13 protein-coding genes are annotated in these 16,735 nt (G+C 62.7%); 8 read left to right on the top strand and 5 right to left on the bottom strand.

The features are described 5' to 3' along the window. Window positions 1-2 precede the first annotated feature (2 nt). Complete coding sequence (locus OIM99_RS21505) at window positions 3-692, top strand: SDR family oxidoreductase (protein ID WP_311852529.1); 690 nt, start codon at window positions 3-5, stop codon at window positions 690-692. Window positions 693-701: 9 nt separating this feature from the next. Here OIM99_RS21505 and metH read toward each other — a convergent pair whose 3' ends face one another. The 5 genes from metH to OIM99_RS21480 form a co-directional block, all read right to left on the bottom strand. Further along, window positions 702-4,457 carry a methionine synthase gene (gene metH, locus OIM99_RS21500; protein WP_311852528.1) on the bottom strand — a complete coding sequence of 1,252 codons (3,756 nt, stop codon included), beginning with the start codon at window positions 4,455-4,457 and terminating at the stop codon, window positions 702-704. Further along, a complete protein-coding gene (gene metF, locus OIM99_RS21495; RefSeq protein WP_311852527.1) occupies window positions 4,457-5,362 on the bottom strand; it encodes a methylenetetrahydrofolate reductase [NAD(P)H] in 906 nt (301 codons plus the stop codon). Before metF ends, metH begins: the two co-directional genes overlap by 1 nt. Continuing rightward, window positions 5,362-6,366, bottom strand: coding sequence for a metalloregulator ArsR/SmtB family transcription factor (locus OIM99_RS21490; protein ID WP_311852526.1), 1,005 nt, complete (start codon window positions 6,364-6,366; stop codon window positions 5,362-5,364). Before OIM99_RS21490 ends, metF begins: the two co-directional genes overlap by 1 nt. Window positions 6,367-6,591: 225 nt before the next feature. Continuing rightward, window positions 6,592-7,455 carry a GDSL-type esterase/lipase family protein gene (locus tag OIM99_RS21485; RefSeq protein ID WP_311852525.1) on the bottom strand — a complete coding sequence of 288 codons (864 nt, stop codon included), beginning with the start codon at window positions 7,453-7,455 and terminating at the stop codon, window positions 6,592-6,594. An 8-nt stretch (window positions 7,456-7,463) separates the two neighbouring features. Then, a complete protein-coding gene (locus OIM99_RS21480; protein ID WP_311852524.1) occupies window positions 7,464-8,828 on the bottom strand; it encodes an OpgC domain-containing protein in 1,365 nt (454 codons plus the stop codon). Between the two features lie 147 nt (window positions 8,829-8,975). Between OIM99_RS21480 and OIM99_RS21475 the strand changes: the two genes are divergently transcribed. Genes OIM99_RS21475 through mraY form a run of 7 tightly spaced genes read left to right on the top strand, consistent with a single transcriptional unit; the run spans window position 8,976 to window position 16,733 of the window. Further along, window positions 8,976-9,464, top strand: a complete 489-nt coding sequence (locus OIM99_RS21475; RefSeq protein WP_311852523.1) for a division/cell wall cluster transcriptional repressor MraZ — start codon at window positions 8,976-8,978, stop codon at window positions 9,462-9,464. Further along, window positions 9,461-10,501, top strand: coding sequence for a 16S rRNA (cytosine(1402)-N(4))-methyltransferase RsmH (gene rsmH, locus OIM99_RS21470; protein ID WP_311852522.1), 1,041 nt, complete (start codon window positions 9,461-9,463; stop codon window positions 10,499-10,501). Before OIM99_RS21475 ends, rsmH begins: the two co-directional genes overlap by 4 nt. A gap of 2 nt (window positions 10,502-10,503) precedes the next feature. Beyond that, on the top strand, window positions 10,504-10,905 hold the full coding sequence (locus OIM99_RS21465) for a hypothetical protein (protein ID WP_311852521.1): 402 nt from the start codon (window positions 10,504-10,506) through the stop codon (window positions 10,903-10,905). A gap of 35 nt (window positions 10,906-10,940) precedes the next feature. Beyond that, on the top strand, window positions 10,941-12,710 hold the full coding sequence (locus OIM99_RS21460; RefSeq protein ID WP_409371546.1) for a peptidoglycan D,D-transpeptidase FtsI family protein: 1,770 nt from the start codon (window positions 10,941-10,943) through the stop codon (window positions 12,708-12,710). Between the two features lie 32 nt (window positions 12,711-12,742). Next, the gene (locus tag OIM99_RS21455; RefSeq protein ID WP_311853150.1) at window positions 12,743-14,155 is read left to right on the top strand and encodes a UDP-N-acetylmuramoyl-L-alanyl-D-glutamate--2,6-diaminopimelate ligase; all 1,413 of its coding nucleotides are present in this window, start codon (window positions 12,743-12,745) and stop codon (window positions 14,153-14,155) included. Continuing rightward, window positions 14,155-15,594 carry a UDP-N-acetylmuramoylalanyl-D-glutamyl-2,6-diaminopimelate--D-alanyl-D-alanine ligase gene (locus tag OIM99_RS21450; RefSeq protein WP_311852520.1) on the top strand — a complete coding sequence of 480 codons (1,440 nt, stop codon included), beginning with the start codon at window positions 14,155-14,157 and terminating at the stop codon, window positions 15,592-15,594. The genes OIM99_RS21455 and OIM99_RS21450 overlap by 1 nt, the downstream gene beginning before the upstream one ends. Further along, entirely contained in the window at window positions 15,588-16,733 is a 1,146-nt protein-coding gene (gene mraY, locus OIM99_RS21445; protein ID WP_311852519.1) for a phospho-N-acetylmuramoyl-pentapeptide-transferase, read from the top strand. Before OIM99_RS21450 ends, mraY begins: the two co-directional genes overlap by 7 nt. Window positions 16,734-16,735 lie beyond the last annotated feature (2 nt).

Below are 16,735 nucleotides of genomic sequence, written 5' to 3'. Positions count from 1 at the left end.
ACATGGCGACCTTTTTGATCACAGGGGCCAATCGCGGCATTGGCCTTGAACTTGTCCGACAGGCGGCTGCTGCCGGGCATCACGTGTTGGCGGCGTGCCGTGGTCCTGGACGGGCGAAGGAATTGAAGGCGCTCGAAGCCCGGGACGATTGCGATGTCGAAGTCGTGCCGATGGATGTGAGCGAGGCCAATTCGATCGGCACGGCCAAGACGCATATCGGTACCAAGCCGATCCACGTGCTCATCAACAATGCGGGCATCATGGGCGACGATCCGCAATCGCCGCTGGATATGAATTTCGACGTGCTGACGAAGGTGCTGGCTGTCAACACCGTCGCACCCCTGCGGGTGACGAAGGCCTTCCTGCCCAACCTGGAAGCGGCGAAGGGCAAGGTCATCGTCATCTCCAGCGGCATGGGCAGTTTCGGCTACGAGGAAACCTCGAAAATGGCCTATTGCACGTCGAAGACCGCCGTGAACCGCCTGTTCCATGGCCTGGCGAGCGCATTGCGGCCCAAGGGCGTGGCCGTCGGCATCTATTCGCCGGGCTGGGTGCGCACCGCCATGGGCGGGCCAGGCGCGACCTTGTCGGTCGAAGAAAGCGCGCGCGGACTGTTGCAGCAGATCGAGCAGCTCGATCTGGCTCATAGCGGCAGTTTCAGCAATTACGCCGGTCGCCAGCTCAACTGGTGAATGCCGCGGCTATTCAGCCGCGGCGCGCGCGTTGCTTGCCGGATCGTAATTGAGGATCGGCGACAGCCAGCGCTCGACTTCCGCGATTTCCATGCCCTTGCGCAGCGCATAATCGCAGACCTGATCATATTCCACCTTGGCGACGCCGAAGTAATGGGAGTCGGGGTGGGAGAGATAAAGGCCTGAGACCGACGAGCCCGGCCACATGGCGAAACTCTCGGTCAGCTTGACGCCGACGCGGCGCTCGGCGCCCAGCAGATCGAACAATGTGCGCTTCTCGGTGTGGTCGGGCTGCATCGGATAGCCCGGCGCCGGGCGGATGCCCTGGTAATCCTCGTTGATGCGCTGTTCGTTGGTGAGTGTTTCGTTGGCGGCATAGCCCCAGAACTCGCGCCGCACGCGCTCATGCATGCGCTCGGCGAAAGCCTCGGCAATACGATCGGCCAGGGCTTTGACCATGATCGAGGCATAGTCGTTGTTGGCGCGCGCGAACCGTTCGGCGATGCGTTCTTCTTCGGCGCCGGCGGTGACGACGAAGCCGCCGACATAATCGGCGAGGCCCGTGGCGCGCGGCGCGACGAAGTCGGACATGGCGAGATTGGGTCGCCCGTCGCGACGCAGCAGTTGCTGGCGCAAGGTGTGCAGCGTGGCGATTGTCTCGCTGCGCGATTCACCATTATAGAGTTCGATGTCGTCACCGACAGCATTGGCTGGCCAGAAGCCGACAACCGCTTTCGGATTGAACCAGCGCTCCTCGACGACGCGTTCGAGCATGGCGCGGGCATCGTCATAGAGCTGACGGGCGGCTGCTCCCTGCTCTGAATCATCGAGCAGCGCCGGGAATCGGCCTTTCATCTCCCAGGTCTGGAAGAAGGGCGTCCAGTCGATGTAATCGACCAGCTCGGCGACGCTGTAATTGGAGATGATGCGCGTGCCGAAGAAGGTCGGCTTCGGCGGCGTGTAATTGCTCCAATCGATTTTCATCGCGTTGGCGCGGGCGCGCTCCAGCGGCATGCGCTGCTTGTCGGCTTCGGCGCGCGCATGGGCATCCGCCACCTTGCGATATTCCGTCCGGATGCCTTCGATATAGCCGTCGCGGGCCGTCGGCGACAGCAGCGAGGAGACGACGCCAACGGCGCGGCTGGCGTCGGTGACATAGATCGCCTGGCCGCGCTGGTAGTTGGGGTGAATTTTCACGGCGGTGTGGACGCGGCTGGTCGTCGCGCCGCCGATCAGCAGCGGGATGTCGAAGCCTTCGCGCTCCATCTCGCCACCGACGAAACACATTTCGTCGAGCGACGGGGTGATCAGGCCAGACAGGCCGATGATGTCGACATTCTCCGCGCGCGCGGTGTCGAGAATCTTCTTGGCCGGCACCATGACGCCGAGATCGATGACATCGTAATTGTTGCACTGGAGCACGACGCCGACGATGTTCTTGCCGATGTCATGCACGTCGCCCTTGACGGTCGCCATCAGCACTTTGCCGGCGGCGGTGCGCCCACCCGTGCCGCCATTGGCGAGGCGCTCGGCCTCCATATGCGGCATCAGGAAAGCGACGGCCTGTTTCATCACGCGGGCGGATTTCACCACCTGCGGCAGGAACATTTTTCCCGAGCCGAAGAGATCGCCGACCACGTTCATGCCGGCCATCAGCGGCCCCTCGATCACATCGAGCGGGCGCGTGGCGGCGAGGCGCGCCTCTTCCGTGTCGGCCTCGATGAAATCGGTGATGCCGTTGACGAGAGCATGTTCGAGGCGCTTCTCGACGGGGAGTTCGCGCCATTCGAGATCCTTGCCTTTGACCTCGGCGCCGGCGCCGCGGAATTTCTCGGCCACCGCGAGCAGGCGATCGGCGGCATCCTCGCGGCGATTGAGCACCACGTCCTCGCAGGCCTCGCGCAGCTCCGGATCGATCTTCTCATAGACCTGGAGCTGGCCGGCATTGACGATGCCCATGTCCATGCCGGCGCTGATGGCATGAAACAGGAAAACCGAATGCATCGCTTCGCGCACGTGGTCGTTGCCACGGAAGGAGAAGGACAGATTGGAGACGCCGCCGGAAATATGGGCATGGGGCAGGCTGCGGCGGATTTCGCGCGTCGCTTCGATGAAGGCGACACCGTAGGAATTATGTTCTTCGATGCCGGTGGCGACGGCGAAGATGTTGGGATCGAAGATGATGTCCTGCGGCGGAAAACCGACCTGCTGGGTCAAAATCTCGTAGGCGCGGGTGCAGATCTGCACCTTGCGCTCATAGCTGTCGGCCTGGCCCTGTTCGTCGAAGGCCATGACGACGACCGCCGCGCCGTAGAGCAGCACCTTGCGGGCTTCGGCCAGAAACTTCTCCTCGCCTTCCTTGAGCGAGATGGAATTGACCACCGCCTTGCCCTGAATGCATTTCAGGCCGGCTTCGATCACGTCGAACTTCGACGAGTCGACCATGATCGGCACGCGGGCGATGTCGGGCTCGGAGGCGATGAGATTGAGGAAGGTGATCATCGCCTGCTTCGAATCGAGCAGGCCTTCGTCCATGTTGACGTCGATGATCTGCGCGCCGTTGGCGACCTGATCTCGCGCGACATCAAGCGCGGCCGGATATTCGCCGTTCTTGATCAGTTTGCGGAAACGGGCGGAACCGGTGACATTGGTGCGTTCGCCGACGTTTACGAAGCGGATATCGCTCGTCAGCGTGAAGGGTTCGAGGCCCGAGAGTCGCAGGCGCTGCGTGATCTTCGGGATATTGCGCGGCTTGACGCCTTTGACGCGATCGCGGAAGGCGGTGATATGGGCCGGTGTCGTGCCGCAGCAGCCGCCGACGATGTTGACGATGCCGGCATCGGCGAATTCGCCCAGCAGCTCCGACATATATTCGGGGCTCTCGTCGTAGAGGCCGAATTCGTTCGGCAGGCCCGCATTGGGATAAGCGCAGACGAGCGTGTCGGCGATGCGCGACAGTTCGACGATATGGGCGCGCATTTCCTTGGCGCCGAGAGCGCAATTAAGTCCCACGGCGACGGGCTTGATGTGGGACAGGGAGTTCCAGAAGGCTTCCGGCGTCTGGCCCGACAGAGTGCGGCCGGAGAGATCGGTGATCGTGCCCGAGATCATCACCGGCAATTCGAGGCCGGTCTTTTCGAAGGCATCGCAGATGCCGGCCCAGGCGGCCTTGGCATTCAACGTATCGAAAATCGTTTCGATCAGCAGGAGATCGCTGCCGCCTTCGATGAGGCCGACAGTCGCTTCGGCATAGGCGGCACGCAATTCGTCGAAGGTGACGGCGCGGAAGCCCGGATCGCTGACATCGGGTGAGATGGAGGCGGTGCGGTTGGTCGGCCCCAGCGCGCCAGCGACGTAGCGGCGCACGCCGTCGGTTTCCTCGGCCTTGATGGCGGCAGCGCGGGCGAGGCGCGCGCCCTCATAATTCAGCTCGTGGACATAGGCTTCGCAGCCATAGTCGGCCTGGGCGATGCTGGTCGAGGAAAAGGTGTTGGTCTCGCAGATGTCGGCGCCGGCGAGAAAATATTGCAGGTGAATGTTATAGATCGCATCCGGCTGCGACAGGATGAGAATGTCGTTGTTGCCCTTGATGTCGCGCGGATGATCGAGGAAGCGCGTGCCGCGAAAGCCTGCGTCATCGAGCTTCAAATCCTGGATCATCGTGCCCATGGCGCCGTCGAGCACCAGCACGCGCTCGCTGGCGGTCTTGCGGATGGCGGCGCGGATTTCCGCACCGTTGCGCTGACGTTGCGAGGCGGCACTCATCAGGCGGCCTCGCGGGCCGGCTGCGGCTTGAGGCCGAGCAGATGGCAGATCGCGAACACCAGTTCGGATTTGTTCATCGTGTAGAAATGGAAATCCTGGACGCCGCGATCAAGCAGGTCGAAGACCTGTTCGGCGGCAACGGCGGCGGCGACGAGACGGCGCGTCGTCGCATCGTCATCGAGGCCATCGAAACGATCGGCAAGCCATTGCGGCACATAGGCGCCGGCGCGCTTGGCGAAAGAGGCGGTCTGGCGGAAATTCTCCACCGGCACGATGCCCGGCACGATCGGAATGTGAATGCCGGCGGCGCGCACGCGATCGACATAACGCAGATAGTGATCGTTCTCGAAGAAGAATTGGGTGATGGCGCGGGTCGCGCCGGCGTCGATCTTCGCCTTCAACACATCGATGTCGTCATCGAGGGTGGCGCTTTCGGGATGCTTCTCCGGATAGGCGGAGACGCTGATCTCGAAATCGCCGAGGCGCTTGAGGCCGGCGACGAGGGCGGTGGAATTTTCATAGCCGCCGGGATGGGCAGCGTAAGTCGTGCCAATGCCGCCGACGGGGTCGCCGCGCAGCGCCACCACATGGCGCACGCCGACATCCCAATAGGCGCGCACCACGTCGTCCACTTCATCCTTGGTCGCGGCGACGCAGGTGAGGTGCGCGGCGGGTTTCAGGTTGGTCTCGCGGATAATGCGCGAAACGGTCGAGTGGGTGCGCTCGCGCGTCGAGCCGCCCGCGCCATAGGTGACAGAGACGAAGCTTGGGCCGATGGGCGCCAGCCGTTCGATCGCGTGCCAGAGCGAGGTTTCCATCTCCGCCGTCTTCGGCGGGAAGAATTCGAACGAGACGCGAAGCGGCCGATTGCTCTGGCGGCTGGGGCGAACAACGTCGAGGCTCATCAGGCAATACTCACGGTTGCTGGAACGAGATCGGAAATGATGCGTGGGTCGCGCGCGACCCACAGCGACACGGTCAGTTTTTCGGGATCGCGCGTGCGTGGCGTCAGGCTGCGGTAGCTGACGTTTTCGAGGCCGACGTCGCGCATCATCTGTTCGATCTCCTCGCGCGAGAAGCCGAGACGGCGATGCGCATGATCGGTGCGCAGGAATTCCAGCGAGTGCGGCGCGAAGTCGACGACGATCAGACGGCCGCCGGGGCGCATGGTGCGCGCCGCTTCGCGCAGCGCGCGCAGCGGATCGTCGAGATAATGCAAAACGAGATGGACGAGCACGAGATCGTAGCTGTCGCGCTCGACGGGCAGGGCGTAGATGTCGCCCTGGCGCAATTGCACGTTGCGCAGGCCCGCCTTGTCGATGCCGGCGCGGGCGACGGCGAGCATGGCGGTGGAGAGATCGACGCCAACGGCGCGTTCGGCGCGCGGCGCCAGCAGTTCGAGCATGCGGCCGGTGCCGGTGCCGAGATCGAGAACCGAGCGGATCTCCTGTTTGCCGACGATGTCGCGGATCGCCGCTTCGAGCTGCTCTTCGGGCACGTGCAGCGAGCGGATGCGGTTCCAGTTGTCGGCCTGTTCGGCAAAATAGCGGGCGGCCTGTTCGGCGCGGGTGCGGCGCGCTTCGGCGAGGCGGGCGCGATCGGAAACGAATTGCGGATCGGAGGGATCGATACGGCGCAGGATGTCGCGGGCGAGCGCCGCGACGGCGCCGGACTGGGCGAGATGGAAAAAGGCCCAGGCGCCCTCGCGGTGGCGGTCGATAAGACCGGCTTCCGCCAGCAGCTTCAGATGGCGGGAAATGCGTGGCTGCGACTGGCCGAGAATAGCGACCAGTTCCGAGACGGTGATTTCCGCTTCCGCCAAAAGGGCGAGCAATCGCAGCCGCGTCGGCTCGCCCGCCGCTTCCAGGGCGCCGAGAATCTGAGACAGGGGTGCGATATCGGTTGGCATCGTTAGGTTTCGCAGAAAGACATAAAGATATCTTTATACTATACCAGGGCGAGACGCAAGGATATATCCCACTCCAATGCAGCAAAGCGCCAAATTGTGGGCAATTGCCCCATTAAAACGTGAGGCGTTTCAATGGGCGGCCATTGCGGGCCGTCACAGTCGCTGCGTGAATAGGGGAGGGGGCTCAGTGGGCCGCCGGAACGGCCTCAGCACAGGCGATTTGCTTCAGGACGCCGGCTTGCGGCGGCGCACGAAGAGATTGGCCGTCACCGCATTGGCGATGTGCTCGGCCATGCACTGATAGCCCATATCGTTGAGATGAAAGCCATCGTCGGCCAGCATCTTCATATTGGCCTTGGTGCGGGCGATGAATTCCATCGCCGAATAGCGCTTGACGTAGAGCACGTTGAGATCGGCGGCGATGCGGTTGAGGGCATCGCGAATAGCGAAGTAATGGGTGTCGCGCGAGTAGTTCGGCGTATATTGCAGGCCGACCAGGACCACGTCGATCCCTTTGCGCCGCAGTGCTTTGATGGTCTTGCGCACGTTCAGTTCGAACGTGTCGACAGGCACGTGCTGAATGGCGTCATTGGTGCCCAGCTGCCACAACACGACGTCGGGCTTGATCAGGACAGCCTCGGTTTTCAGGCGATCGGCGGTGGTTTCGCTGGTCTCGCCGGAGACGCCGCGATTGACGACCTCGATGTCGACGCCGCGCATCGACTTTTCGAGCATGGTCTCGAGCTGCGAGGGATAATTCTTCTGGCGCGTCGAAGCGCCGATGCCCCAGGTGGAGGACGAGCCGATGGCCAGGATGCGCAACCCTTTGCCGGCTTCGAGCTTCGACACCATGGCCGACAGGGGCGCGGGCGAGGCGATTTCCTTACTCGGCACCGAACATTGCGAACTCAGCGCATATTGCACGACGGCATTGTTGGGGTCCGGTGGGGCCGGTGTCGGGACGGCGGCGTCGATCGCTGCGGCAGGATCGTTCGTGGCGGAGGATGTCGCGGCAGGAGCTTGGCTGTTGTCCACAGGGGTCGACTGCGCCTGCGCCGTTCCCACGAAGAGAACAGCGGCGAGAAACATACCCGCTTTCAATCCTTTAGACGCGTGCGCCATTCGGACACCCAGGCCGTCGCGCTCATGGCGCTAATTCCGACGATTACCACAATTGTATCGACTAACAAACTGTGGGCAACGGCGAATCTGACAATCTGACCGCCGAGGCTCAAGAGGGAGCCTACGCAAAAAACGTTGAGGGAATTGCGACCCAACATGGAGAAAAAGCGGGCCAGCGGTTGGGCATATTTAAGGATGAGCCAGAAACTGCCGCCGACGAAAGCCACGAGACCGAGCGCATGGATGTAGCGCAGCGGCGTCAGGAAGGTCTTGTCCGCGACGAAAAACAGAAAGGGCTCAGGGACTTCGAGGGGTTCAGGGTACCAGTGGCGGACGGTGCCGATATAGCCGACCAGGACGATGGCGCCGCCGATCACCCGGATGGGGGCCTTCCAATCCTCGATGGCCGATTTGATCGGACCGCGCCCGCCCAGGACGAAACCGGTGACGAAAATCAACTGCCAGGCGAGTGGATTGAAATACCAGCGGCCTTCGACCGGATAGGTCGGAATGTTGATGCCGGTGGCCAAAGTCACGGCCCAGATGAGCAGGGAGAGTGGCAGCAGCGCGGACGGCAGGAAGCGATGAATCAGCGCGATGATGGGGCCAAGCGCCATCAGCACCACATAAAGAGGCAGAATGTCGAAATAGCCGAGCTGATGGGACAGGATGACCAGGCCGATGTGCGCCGGCCCTGGTGCTTCGAACACAGCTGCCGCGTTATTCCATTGTAAAATAAGGGCATTGTCGAGCAACAGAGCGGTCGCGGCGATCATCGCGATGGCGATGGCGGAAATGCCCAACTGCGCGAAATAAAGCGTCAGCGCGCGGCCGCCGAGGCGCATGGTGAGGCGCATCGGCGAAATCCCCAGGGGCTGATTGTCGACGAGAATGCGCAGCGACCAGCCGGCGAGGAGCACGAAAAGCTCGGCGGAATCGGTGTAGCCGAAATTCTTGTGGGTAAACTGCTCGTACCAGAGCCCAGGGATGTGATTCATGAAGATCGAGACGAGCGCGAAGCCGCGCCAGAAATCGATCTCGTTGGGCGCGCGCGTCGACTTTGTTCGCGGTGCGGCCCGAATGGCCGTGGCTGCAACGTCGTTCATGCTGAAGGCGAACCGGTTCCCATGCGGCGAGCGAGCGAAGCGGCTACCACTAAGGGCTGCCCGATGTGGTGTCGATAGGTGGAAATCCCAGGAAGCGACTGATCCGCTTAAGTTGATTGGAATGTGAACGCGATCTCTCAACCATTCATTAACGTCAACGAGAGCTAATGCAGGGTGAAATGGGAACGTCCCATTTCGATTCACCTGCTCAATCCCTTGCTCGTTGACGCCCATATTTTCCCATGCTATCCCAAATCATACCGCGCGTTTCAGTGATTTGGCGTAACGGAGCGACGGGGCTGCCTGCGCAGTCGGCGTTGTTTTCCGAGGCCGGCACCATTGCGTCGCGCGGTTTTGCGTCTGCGTCGCCGGGTGAATGCGTTGGATCGGTTCGTCTCGAATTTCACCAACCGGCTCGACAGCAAGGGTCGGATTTCCATCCCAGCTTCGTTTCGAACGGTGCTGGCGAAGGATGGATTCGAGGGGCTCTACGTGCATCGCGCGTTGGATGCGCAGGCGCTGGATTGCGGCGGCCACGCTCTGATGCGGGAGATCGACGGGGTTCTGGGGCGCTTCGCGACCTATACGGACGATCACGACGTCTATTCGACGGCCCTGTTGGGAACGAGCGAGATTCTGAAAGTCGATCCGGAGGGCCGGATCATCCTTTCGGAAGCGTCGAAGGTCTGGTTGGGCATCGAAGCCGAAGCGACCTTCGTCGGGCAGGGATACAAGTTTCAGATCTGGGAGCCGAAGCGTTTCGAAGCGTATCTGGACGAGGCCAGAAACCGGGTACGCGACCTTCGAAAGCAGATCGGCGCCAGTCACGCGGGGACGGTTCCACCGCAGCCTCGGGGAGTGCGGGAATGACATCGGGTCGCGGGAACGAATCTTCGGTTCCCGATGGCGGACTGACCCGACATATTCCTGTGCTCCTCGAGGCGGTTCTTCAAACCCTCGCGCCGGTTTCCGATCAGCTCTATCTCGACGGCACGTTCGGGGCGGGCGGCTATAGCCGCTCTATCCTGTCGGTCGCCGGCACGCGGCTGCTCGCGCTCGATCGCGATCCCAATGCCATCCGCGACGGTCAAGCTCTGGTCGCCGCCATGGGCGGCCGGCTGATGCTGGAACAGGCTGAGTTTTCGCAGATGGATGCGGTCGCCGCACGGCTGGGGCTTCGGGCTTTCGACGGCATCGTGCTCGACATCGGCGTGTCGTCGATGCAGATCGACGACGGCGCGCGCGGCTTTTCCTTCCGCCACGACGGGCCGCTCGATATGCGCATGGCGCAAGCGGGACGCAGCGCCGCCGACATCGTCAACATGGCGAGCGCCGAAGAGCTGGCTGACATCCTCTATTATTATGGCGAGGAGCGGCAGTCGCGGCGCATCGCACGCGCCATCGTCGCGGCGCGGACGCAGGCGCCGATCACGACGACGCGAGCCTTGGCCGATCTCGTGCAGAAGGCCGCACCGGCGAAACCGACGCAGATCCATCCGGCGACCCGCACGTTTCAAGCATTGCGCATTGCCGTCAACGACGAGCTTGGCGAATTGGTGCGCGCGCTGGGCGCGGCTGAGGCGCTGTTGCGGCCGGGCGGGCGGCTCGTGGTCGTGAGCTTTCATTCGCTCGAAGACCGCATCGTCAAACAGTTTCTGGCCGAGCGTTCAGGCCGCGGGCAGGCGCGTTCGCGGCTGCTGCCTGGCGAGCCCGTGCCGCCGCCAGCGACCTTTGATCTGCCGTCCGGACAGCCGATCGGCCCGTCCGAAACGGAAATGGCCGGCAATCCCAGGGCGCGCTCGGCCAAGTTGCGCTGGGCCGTGCGTAACACGGCATCGTCCCGGCCGGTCTCCGATGATGTTTTTCGCCTCGCGGCTCTGCCCGTGCGCGAACCCAAGAGAGGGTGAAAATGTTCCGTACTCTCAACGTGGTCGCAATCTTGGCGCTGATCGGCTCGGCGATCTACGCCTATTCGATCAAATACGAGACCATCCTTTTCGCCGAACAGATTTTGAAGATGAAGAACGCCAACCAGCAGGAGCGCGATCAGATCGCCATGATGCGGGCGGAATTCGCTCATCTTATCCGCCCCGGCCGCATCCAGGCCCTGGCGGACAAACATCTCGACCTGAAACAGCTCACCATTGATCAGATCATCCAGCCGCAGGACCTGCCGGAGCGAGCGCCCAAGGTCGATAGCATCGGCCAGAAGCTTGACCTGCTGGGCCTGGGCGAAGCCACGCCATTGCCGCGCGACATCACCGGATCGATCCGTGGCGCCACACCGAAACAGAACGCGGAGGCGCGCTGATCATGTCCCATCCGCATTCGTTTCCTGAGGACAGCATGCAGGACGTTGCTCCCCCGGCGCGCCGCCGTTCGATCGGCGCTTGGCTGATGCCATTTCTGCGTGGCGTGCTGGGTACGCGCATCGGCAAGAGCGGTTCGCGCGTCCGGCTGATCACCTTGGCGTTTGGCGCGGTGTTCGTGTTTCTTGGTGCCAAACTGGTCTGGCTGGGCATGAAGCCGGAACAGAACGGCTTGAAGCGCGCGGCCACCGAGGCCAGTTCGCGCGCCCGCCCCGATATCGTCGATCGCAACGGCGACATTCTGGCGACCGACATCAAGATCGATTCCGTTTTCGCCGAGCCGCGCCGCATCATCGACAAGGATGAAGCGGTGGAATTGCTCACCGCCGTTCTGCCCGACGTGAATGCGCGCGAATTGCGCGAGCGGCTGGGTTCGCGCAAGGGCTTCATCTGGGTGAAACGCGGCATCACGCCGAAGGAGCGCGAAGAAGTCTTCCGCCTTGGCCTGCCCGGCGTCGGCTTCCTGCCGGAGCACAAGCGCGTCTATCCGAACGGTCCGGTCGCGGCGCATGTGCTTGGTTTCACCAACACCGACAATATCGGCATCGCCGGCGTCGAGAAATATATCGATGGCACGGGCCTCAACGATCTGGCGCTTGCGGGTTTCACGGCACGCTCTACCGACTTGAAGCCGATCAAACTGTCGCTCGACATCAAGGCGACCTATGCGGTGCGTGACGAACTCGTCAAAGGCCTGGAGAAATTCAAGGCCAAGGCCGCCGCCGCCGCGATCATGGATGTGAACACGGGCGAAGTCATCGCGATTGCCTCATTGCCCGACTACGATCCGAACAACCCGGTCGATGCGCTGGAGCCGAACCGCATCAACCGCATGACGGTCGGCGTGTTCGAAATGGGCTCGACCTTCAAGGCGCTGACCATGGCGATGGCGATCGATGCGCGCAAGGTCACGGTCAATTCGAAGATCGATGCACGCGGCGCTCTGCGCTATGGTCGCTTCGCCATCAACGACTTCCACGCCCAGAACCGGGTGTTGTCCGTGTCGGAAGTCTTCACCTATTCATCTAACGTCGGCACTGCCCGCATGGCCCTGATGATCGGTGTAGAAGGGCACAAGGCGTTCCTGCGCAAGATCGGCCAGCTCGATCGCATGCGCACCGAACTGCCGGAAAGCGCCGAGCCGATCGTGCCACGCAACTGGGGCGATCTGAACACGATGACCATCGCCTTCGGTCACGGTCTGGCGGTGGCGCCGTTGCAGGCGATGATGGCGGTGTCCGCCTTGGTCAATGGTGGCCAGTTGATCAAGCCGACGTTTCTGATGCGCACGGAGCAGGAGGCGCGTGCCACCGCGCCGCAAGTCATCCGCCCCGACACATCGGAGAGCATGCGTTATCTGATGCGCCTCAATGCGGAAGTGGGATCAGCCAAGACGATCAACGTGCAAGGCTATTTCCCCGGCGGTAAGACCGGTACGGCGAATAAGGTGGTCAACGGCCGCTATGCCAACGATCGCGTGTTCACCACATTCACGGCCGTCGCGCCGGCCGACAAGCCGAAATATCTGTTCCTGACCGTCTATGACGAGCCGCAAGGCGTGCCTGAGACGGGCGGTGCGCGCACCGCTGCTTACAATGCCGGCGCGACGACAGGGCGGATCATCGAACGGGTGACGCCGATGCTGGGTCTGCCGCCGCGCGTTGCATCGCCGACGATGACGCAGGTTTTCCCAACGGTCGCACGCCTCGGCGTGGGGCTGCCTTCGAGCGGGAGCGCGTGGCGGTGAGCAAACTGCGTGACATTCTGCCGTCCGCCGCGATGCCTGAAGGCGTCGCGGTGCTCGACGTTGCAGGATTGACCGCCGATAGCCGGGCGGTGCGTCCGGGTTTTGTGTTCTTCGCCGTGCCGGGTGCCAAGGCTGACGGGCTGAGCTTTGCCGCTCAAGCGCAGAGCAATGGCGCTGTGGCGATCGTGTCGGAACGGCTGCCGGAAACGCCGGTCGCCGGTGCCACCTATATTAAGGTCGCGGATGTGCGCGCGGCCTTGGCGCAAGCGGCCGCCCGTTTTCATGCGCGCCAGCCTGACGTCATCGCGGCGATCACCGGCACCAGCGGCAAGACCTCGACGGCTTCCTTCGTGCGCCAGATCTGGCAGAAACTCGGTTTCCCTTCGGCGGCGCTCGGCACCACTGGCGTGGTAACGGCACAAGGCGTTGCCTATGGTTCCTTGACGACGCCCGATCCGATCACGCTGCACGACGTGCTCGATCGCCTGGCTGGTGATGGCATCAGCCATCTCGCCATGGAAGCCTCGTCGCATGGCCTCGAGCAGAAGCGTCTCGATGGTGTGCGTCTGGCGGCCGGCGCTTTCACCAATCTGTCGCGGGATCATCTCGATTATCACCCCGACATGGAAAGCTATCTGAAGGCCAAGCTGCGCCTCTTCGACACGCTGCTCAAGGCTGGGCAGCCGGCGATCGTCGACGTCGATGGCGAATATGGGCCGCGCGTTGCCGCCGCCTGTGCGGAGGCTGGTCTGCGTGTCTGCACCGTCGGGCGCCAGGGAGAATTTATTCACATCGAAACCATCGAAGCGCAGGCGCTTTCGACACGTCTGGTCGTCAGCCATGGTGGTCACCGTTTCGATATCGCGTTGCCTTTGGCCGGTGATTTCATGGCCTCGAACGCGCTGGTGGCCGCGGCGATTTGTCTGGCCACGGGCGGCAAGTCCGATGAGGTTTTTGCGGCTTTGGCGAGCCTTGAAGGTGCGCCGGGGCGCTTGGAACGGGTCGGCCAGCGCCATGGAGCGCCGATTTTCGTCGATTATGCCCATAAACCCGATGCGCTGGAGAAAGTGCTGGAGGCGCTGCGGCCGTTGGCGAAAAGCCGTTTGATCGTCGTCTTCGGTTGCGGTGGTGACCGCGATAAGGGTAAGCGTCCGATCATGGGGGCCATCGCGGTGAAATATGCCGATGTGGCCATCGTCACGGACGACAACCCACGCTCAGAAAATCCGGCGACCATCCGGGCGGAGATTCTTGCCGCCGCGCCTGGCGCCCTTGAAATCGGTGATCGCGCTCAGGCGATCGCCCAGGCGGTTGCGATGTTGAAGGAAGGTGATGTTCTGGTCATTGCTGGCAAAGGACATGAGACAGGTCAGATCGTTGGCGGCACGGTGTTGCCGTTCTCCGATCATGAAGAGGCGCGTCGCGCCCTGGCGGAGGCCGCTTGATGGACACGCCTGAACTCTGGTCCGGCCTCGGCCTGTTCGTGCCGCTGGAAGCGCGCATGTCGGGCACCATTCCCGCTGGCGTCACCGGCATATCGATCGACACGCGCACTCTGCAGCCGGGCGATCTGTTCTTCGCCATCAAGGGCGAGAACAGCGATGGGCATGATTATGTCGAGACGGCCTTTAACAAAGGCGCGGCCGCATCGGTGATCGATGAAGCGCATGCCAACGATCTCAGAGGCCTTGGATCGTTCTATGTGGTCAATGACGTGCTGCCGGCGATGGAACGGCTCGGCCGCGCCGCGCGCGAGCGCAGTCCCGCCGGCGTCGTTGCCGTCACCGGCTCGGTCGGCAAGACCAGCACCAAGGAAGCGCTGCGTGTGGTGCTGTCGCGCTTCGGCGAGACGCATGCCTCGGCCGCGTCCTATAACAACCATTGGGGCGTGCCGCTGACTTTGGCGCGCATGCCGCGCGAAGCACAGTTCGGCGTGTTCGAGATCGGTATGAACCATGCGGGCGAGATCACGCCGCTGGTCGACATGGTGCGTCCGCATGTGGCCATCGTCACCACGGTGGCGCCCGTGCATTTGGAATATTTCGCTTCTGTCGATGCGATCGCCGAAGCGAAGGCTGAAATCTTCAGCGGTTTGGAAGACAACGGTGTGGCGATCATCCATCGCGATGTCGCTCAGTTCGATCTGCTCAATGCGCGGGCGCAAGCGGCGACCACCGGCAATGTCTGGAGTTTCGGTCTGCACGCGGAAGCCGATGCGCGCTTGATTTCCAGCGAGCGTGACGGCGATGGATCGCGGGTGCAAGCGCGCATTCTCGGCCGCGACATCACTTATTTCGTCGGCGCCCCGGGTACGCATCTGGCGATGAATTCCTTGGCCGTGCTGCTGACCAGCCAGGCCTTCAGCCTTGATCTTGATGACGCGGCGGCAGCCATGGCCAGTTTCTCGGCGCCGACCGGGCGTGGACAGACCGTGTCGCTGAAGACGCCGCGCGGCGACGTCATGCTGATCGACGAAAGCTACAATGCCAATCCGACGTCGATGCGCGCGGCACTGGCGCTGCTCGGCCAGACGCCCGTTGCGATGGATGGCCGGCGCGTCGCGGTTTTGGGAGATATGCTGGAATTGGGCGCGCAGGCGGCCGACCTGCATCGCGATCTCGCCGCCGACATCGAGGCGGCCAATATCGATCTCGTCTTCGCCTCCGGTCCGATGATGAAACATCTGTTCGATGCGCTGCCCGAGCGTCTGCGTTCGCGTTGGTCGCCGACCTCGGCCGGTCTGACCGACGCGGTGCTCGAAGCCGTCGGCGGCGGCGATGCCGTGATGATCAAAGGTTCGAACGGCAGCCGCATGGCGCCGATCGTGGCCGCACTCAAGGAGGCCCACGCGCCGAAGGCGCAGGGAGTTGATGCCGCATGCTGACATTCCTGACGGACCTCTCTCCCTATCTGTCCGGGCTGAATCTGTTCCGCTACATCACGTTCCGTACGGCGGGCGCGACGGCGACGGCTTTACTCTTCGTCTTCCTCTTTGGTCCTCGCATCATCGATGCCTTGCGGGCAAAGCAAGGCAAAGGCCAGCCGATCCGCGAAGACGGGCCGGAAAGCCATCTGCTGACCAAAAAAGGCACGCCGACCATGGGCGGCCTGATGATCCTGTCGGGCATGATCGTCTCGACGCTGCTCTGGGCCAACCCCAAGAGCGTCTATGTCTGGATCGTCCTGTTCGTCACCGTCGGCTTCGGCGCCATCGGGTTCTACGACGACTATCTGAAGGTGACGAAGCAGTCGCATAAAGGCTTTTCCGGCCGCATGCGCCTGTCGGGCGAAGCCATCATCGGCATTCTCGCCTGCTATTTCCTGATGTGTGCCAGCGTGACGCCGCCGGTGAATACGATCGGCGATTTCTTCAACGCGTTCGGCGCGCCGTTCCGTGGGCAAGTGCCGGCGGCGCGGCTGTTCGTGCCCTTCGTCAATGAAGCGGTGATCTACTTCGGCTGGTTCTTCCTGGCCTTCGGCGCGTTCGTCATCATCGCGGCCGGTAATGCGGTCAATCTCACCGATGGTCTCGACGGCCTGGCGATCGTGCCGGTGATGATCACCGCCGGCACCTTCGCGATGATCGCTTATCTCGCGGGTAATTCGATCTTCTCGTCCTATCTCGGCATCAATTTTGTGCCCGGTACGGGCGAACTCGCGGTGGTGTGCGGTGCCTTGATCGGGGCGGGCATCGGCTTCCTCTGGTTTAATGCGCCGCCAGCCCTCATCTTCATGGGCGACACCGGCTCGCTCGCCTTGGGCGGCACGCTTGGCACCATCGCCGTGGCGGTGAAACACGAGATCGTTCTGGTTGTCGTCGGGGGGCTCTTCGTCATGGAAGCGCTCTCGGTCATCATTCAGGTCGGTTATTTCAAAGCCACCGGCAAGCGCATCTTCCTGATGGCGCCCTTCCATCACCATCTCGAGAAGATGGGCTGGAAGGAACCGCAGATCGTCATCCGTCTCTGGATCATTTCCTTCGTGCTGGCCCTCATTGGCCTCGCGACCCTGAAGGTAAGGTGAGC

Origin of the sequence: Methylocella sp. CPCC 101449, assembly GCF_031921685.1 — a bacterium.
Lineage (GTDB): Bacteria > Pseudomonadota > Alphaproteobacteria > Rhizobiales > Beijerinckiaceae > Terripilifer.
The sequence above is the reverse complement of the archived record's forward strand: the minus strand, read 5'-3'. Positions and strand labels throughout refer to the sequence as shown.

What these genes read in the sequence shown, in the direction of transcription:
- OIM99_RS21450 (WP_311852520.1), top strand. Translation starts at nt 14,155, where the DNA reads ATGGACACGCCTGAACTCTGGTCCGGCCTCGGCCTGTTCGTGCCGCTG.
- OIM99_RS21465 (WP_311852521.1), top strand. Translation starts at nt 10,504, where the DNA reads ATGTTCCGTACTCTCAACGTGGTCGCAATCTTGGCGCTGATCGGCTCG.
- OIM99_RS21485 (WP_311852525.1), bottom strand. Translation starts at nt 7,455, where the DNA reads ATGTTTCTCGCCGCTGTTCTCTTCGTGGGAACGGCGCAGGCGCAGTCG.
- OIM99_RS21505 (WP_311852529.1), top strand. Translation starts at nt 3, where the DNA reads ATGGCGACCTTTTTGATCACAGGGGCCAATCGCGGCATTGGCCTTGAA.
- OIM99_RS21460 (WP_409371546.1), top strand. Translation starts at nt 10,941, where the DNA reads ATGCAGGACGTTGCTCCCCCGGCGCGCCGCCGTTCGATCGGCGCTTGG.
- metF (WP_311852527.1), bottom strand. Translation starts at nt 5,362, where the DNA reads ATGAGCCTCGACGTTGTTCGCCCCAGCCGCCAGAGCAATCGGCCGCTT.
- rsmH (WP_311852522.1), top strand. Translation starts at nt 9,461, where the DNA reads ATGACATCGGGTCGCGGGAACGAATCTTCGGTTCCCGATGGCGGACTG.
- metH (WP_311852528.1), bottom strand. Translation starts at nt 4,457, where the DNA reads ATGAGTGCCGCCTCGCAACGTCAGCGCAACGGTGCGGAAATCCGCGCC.
- OIM99_RS21455 (WP_311853150.1), top strand. Translation starts at nt 12,743, where the DNA reads ATGCCTGAAGGCGTCGCGGTGCTCGACGTTGCAGGATTGACCGCCGAT.
- mraY (WP_311852519.1), top strand. Translation starts at nt 15,588, where the DNA reads ATGCTGACATTCCTGACGGACCTCTCTCCCTATCTGTCCGGGCTGAAT.
- OIM99_RS21490 (WP_311852526.1), bottom strand. Translation starts at nt 6,366, where the DNA reads ATGCCAACCGATATCGCACCCCTGTCTCAGATTCTCGGCGCCCTGGAA.
- OIM99_RS21480 (WP_311852524.1), bottom strand. Translation starts at nt 8,828, where the DNA reads ATGGGCGTCAACGAGCAAGGGATTGAGCAGGTGAATCGAAATGGGACG.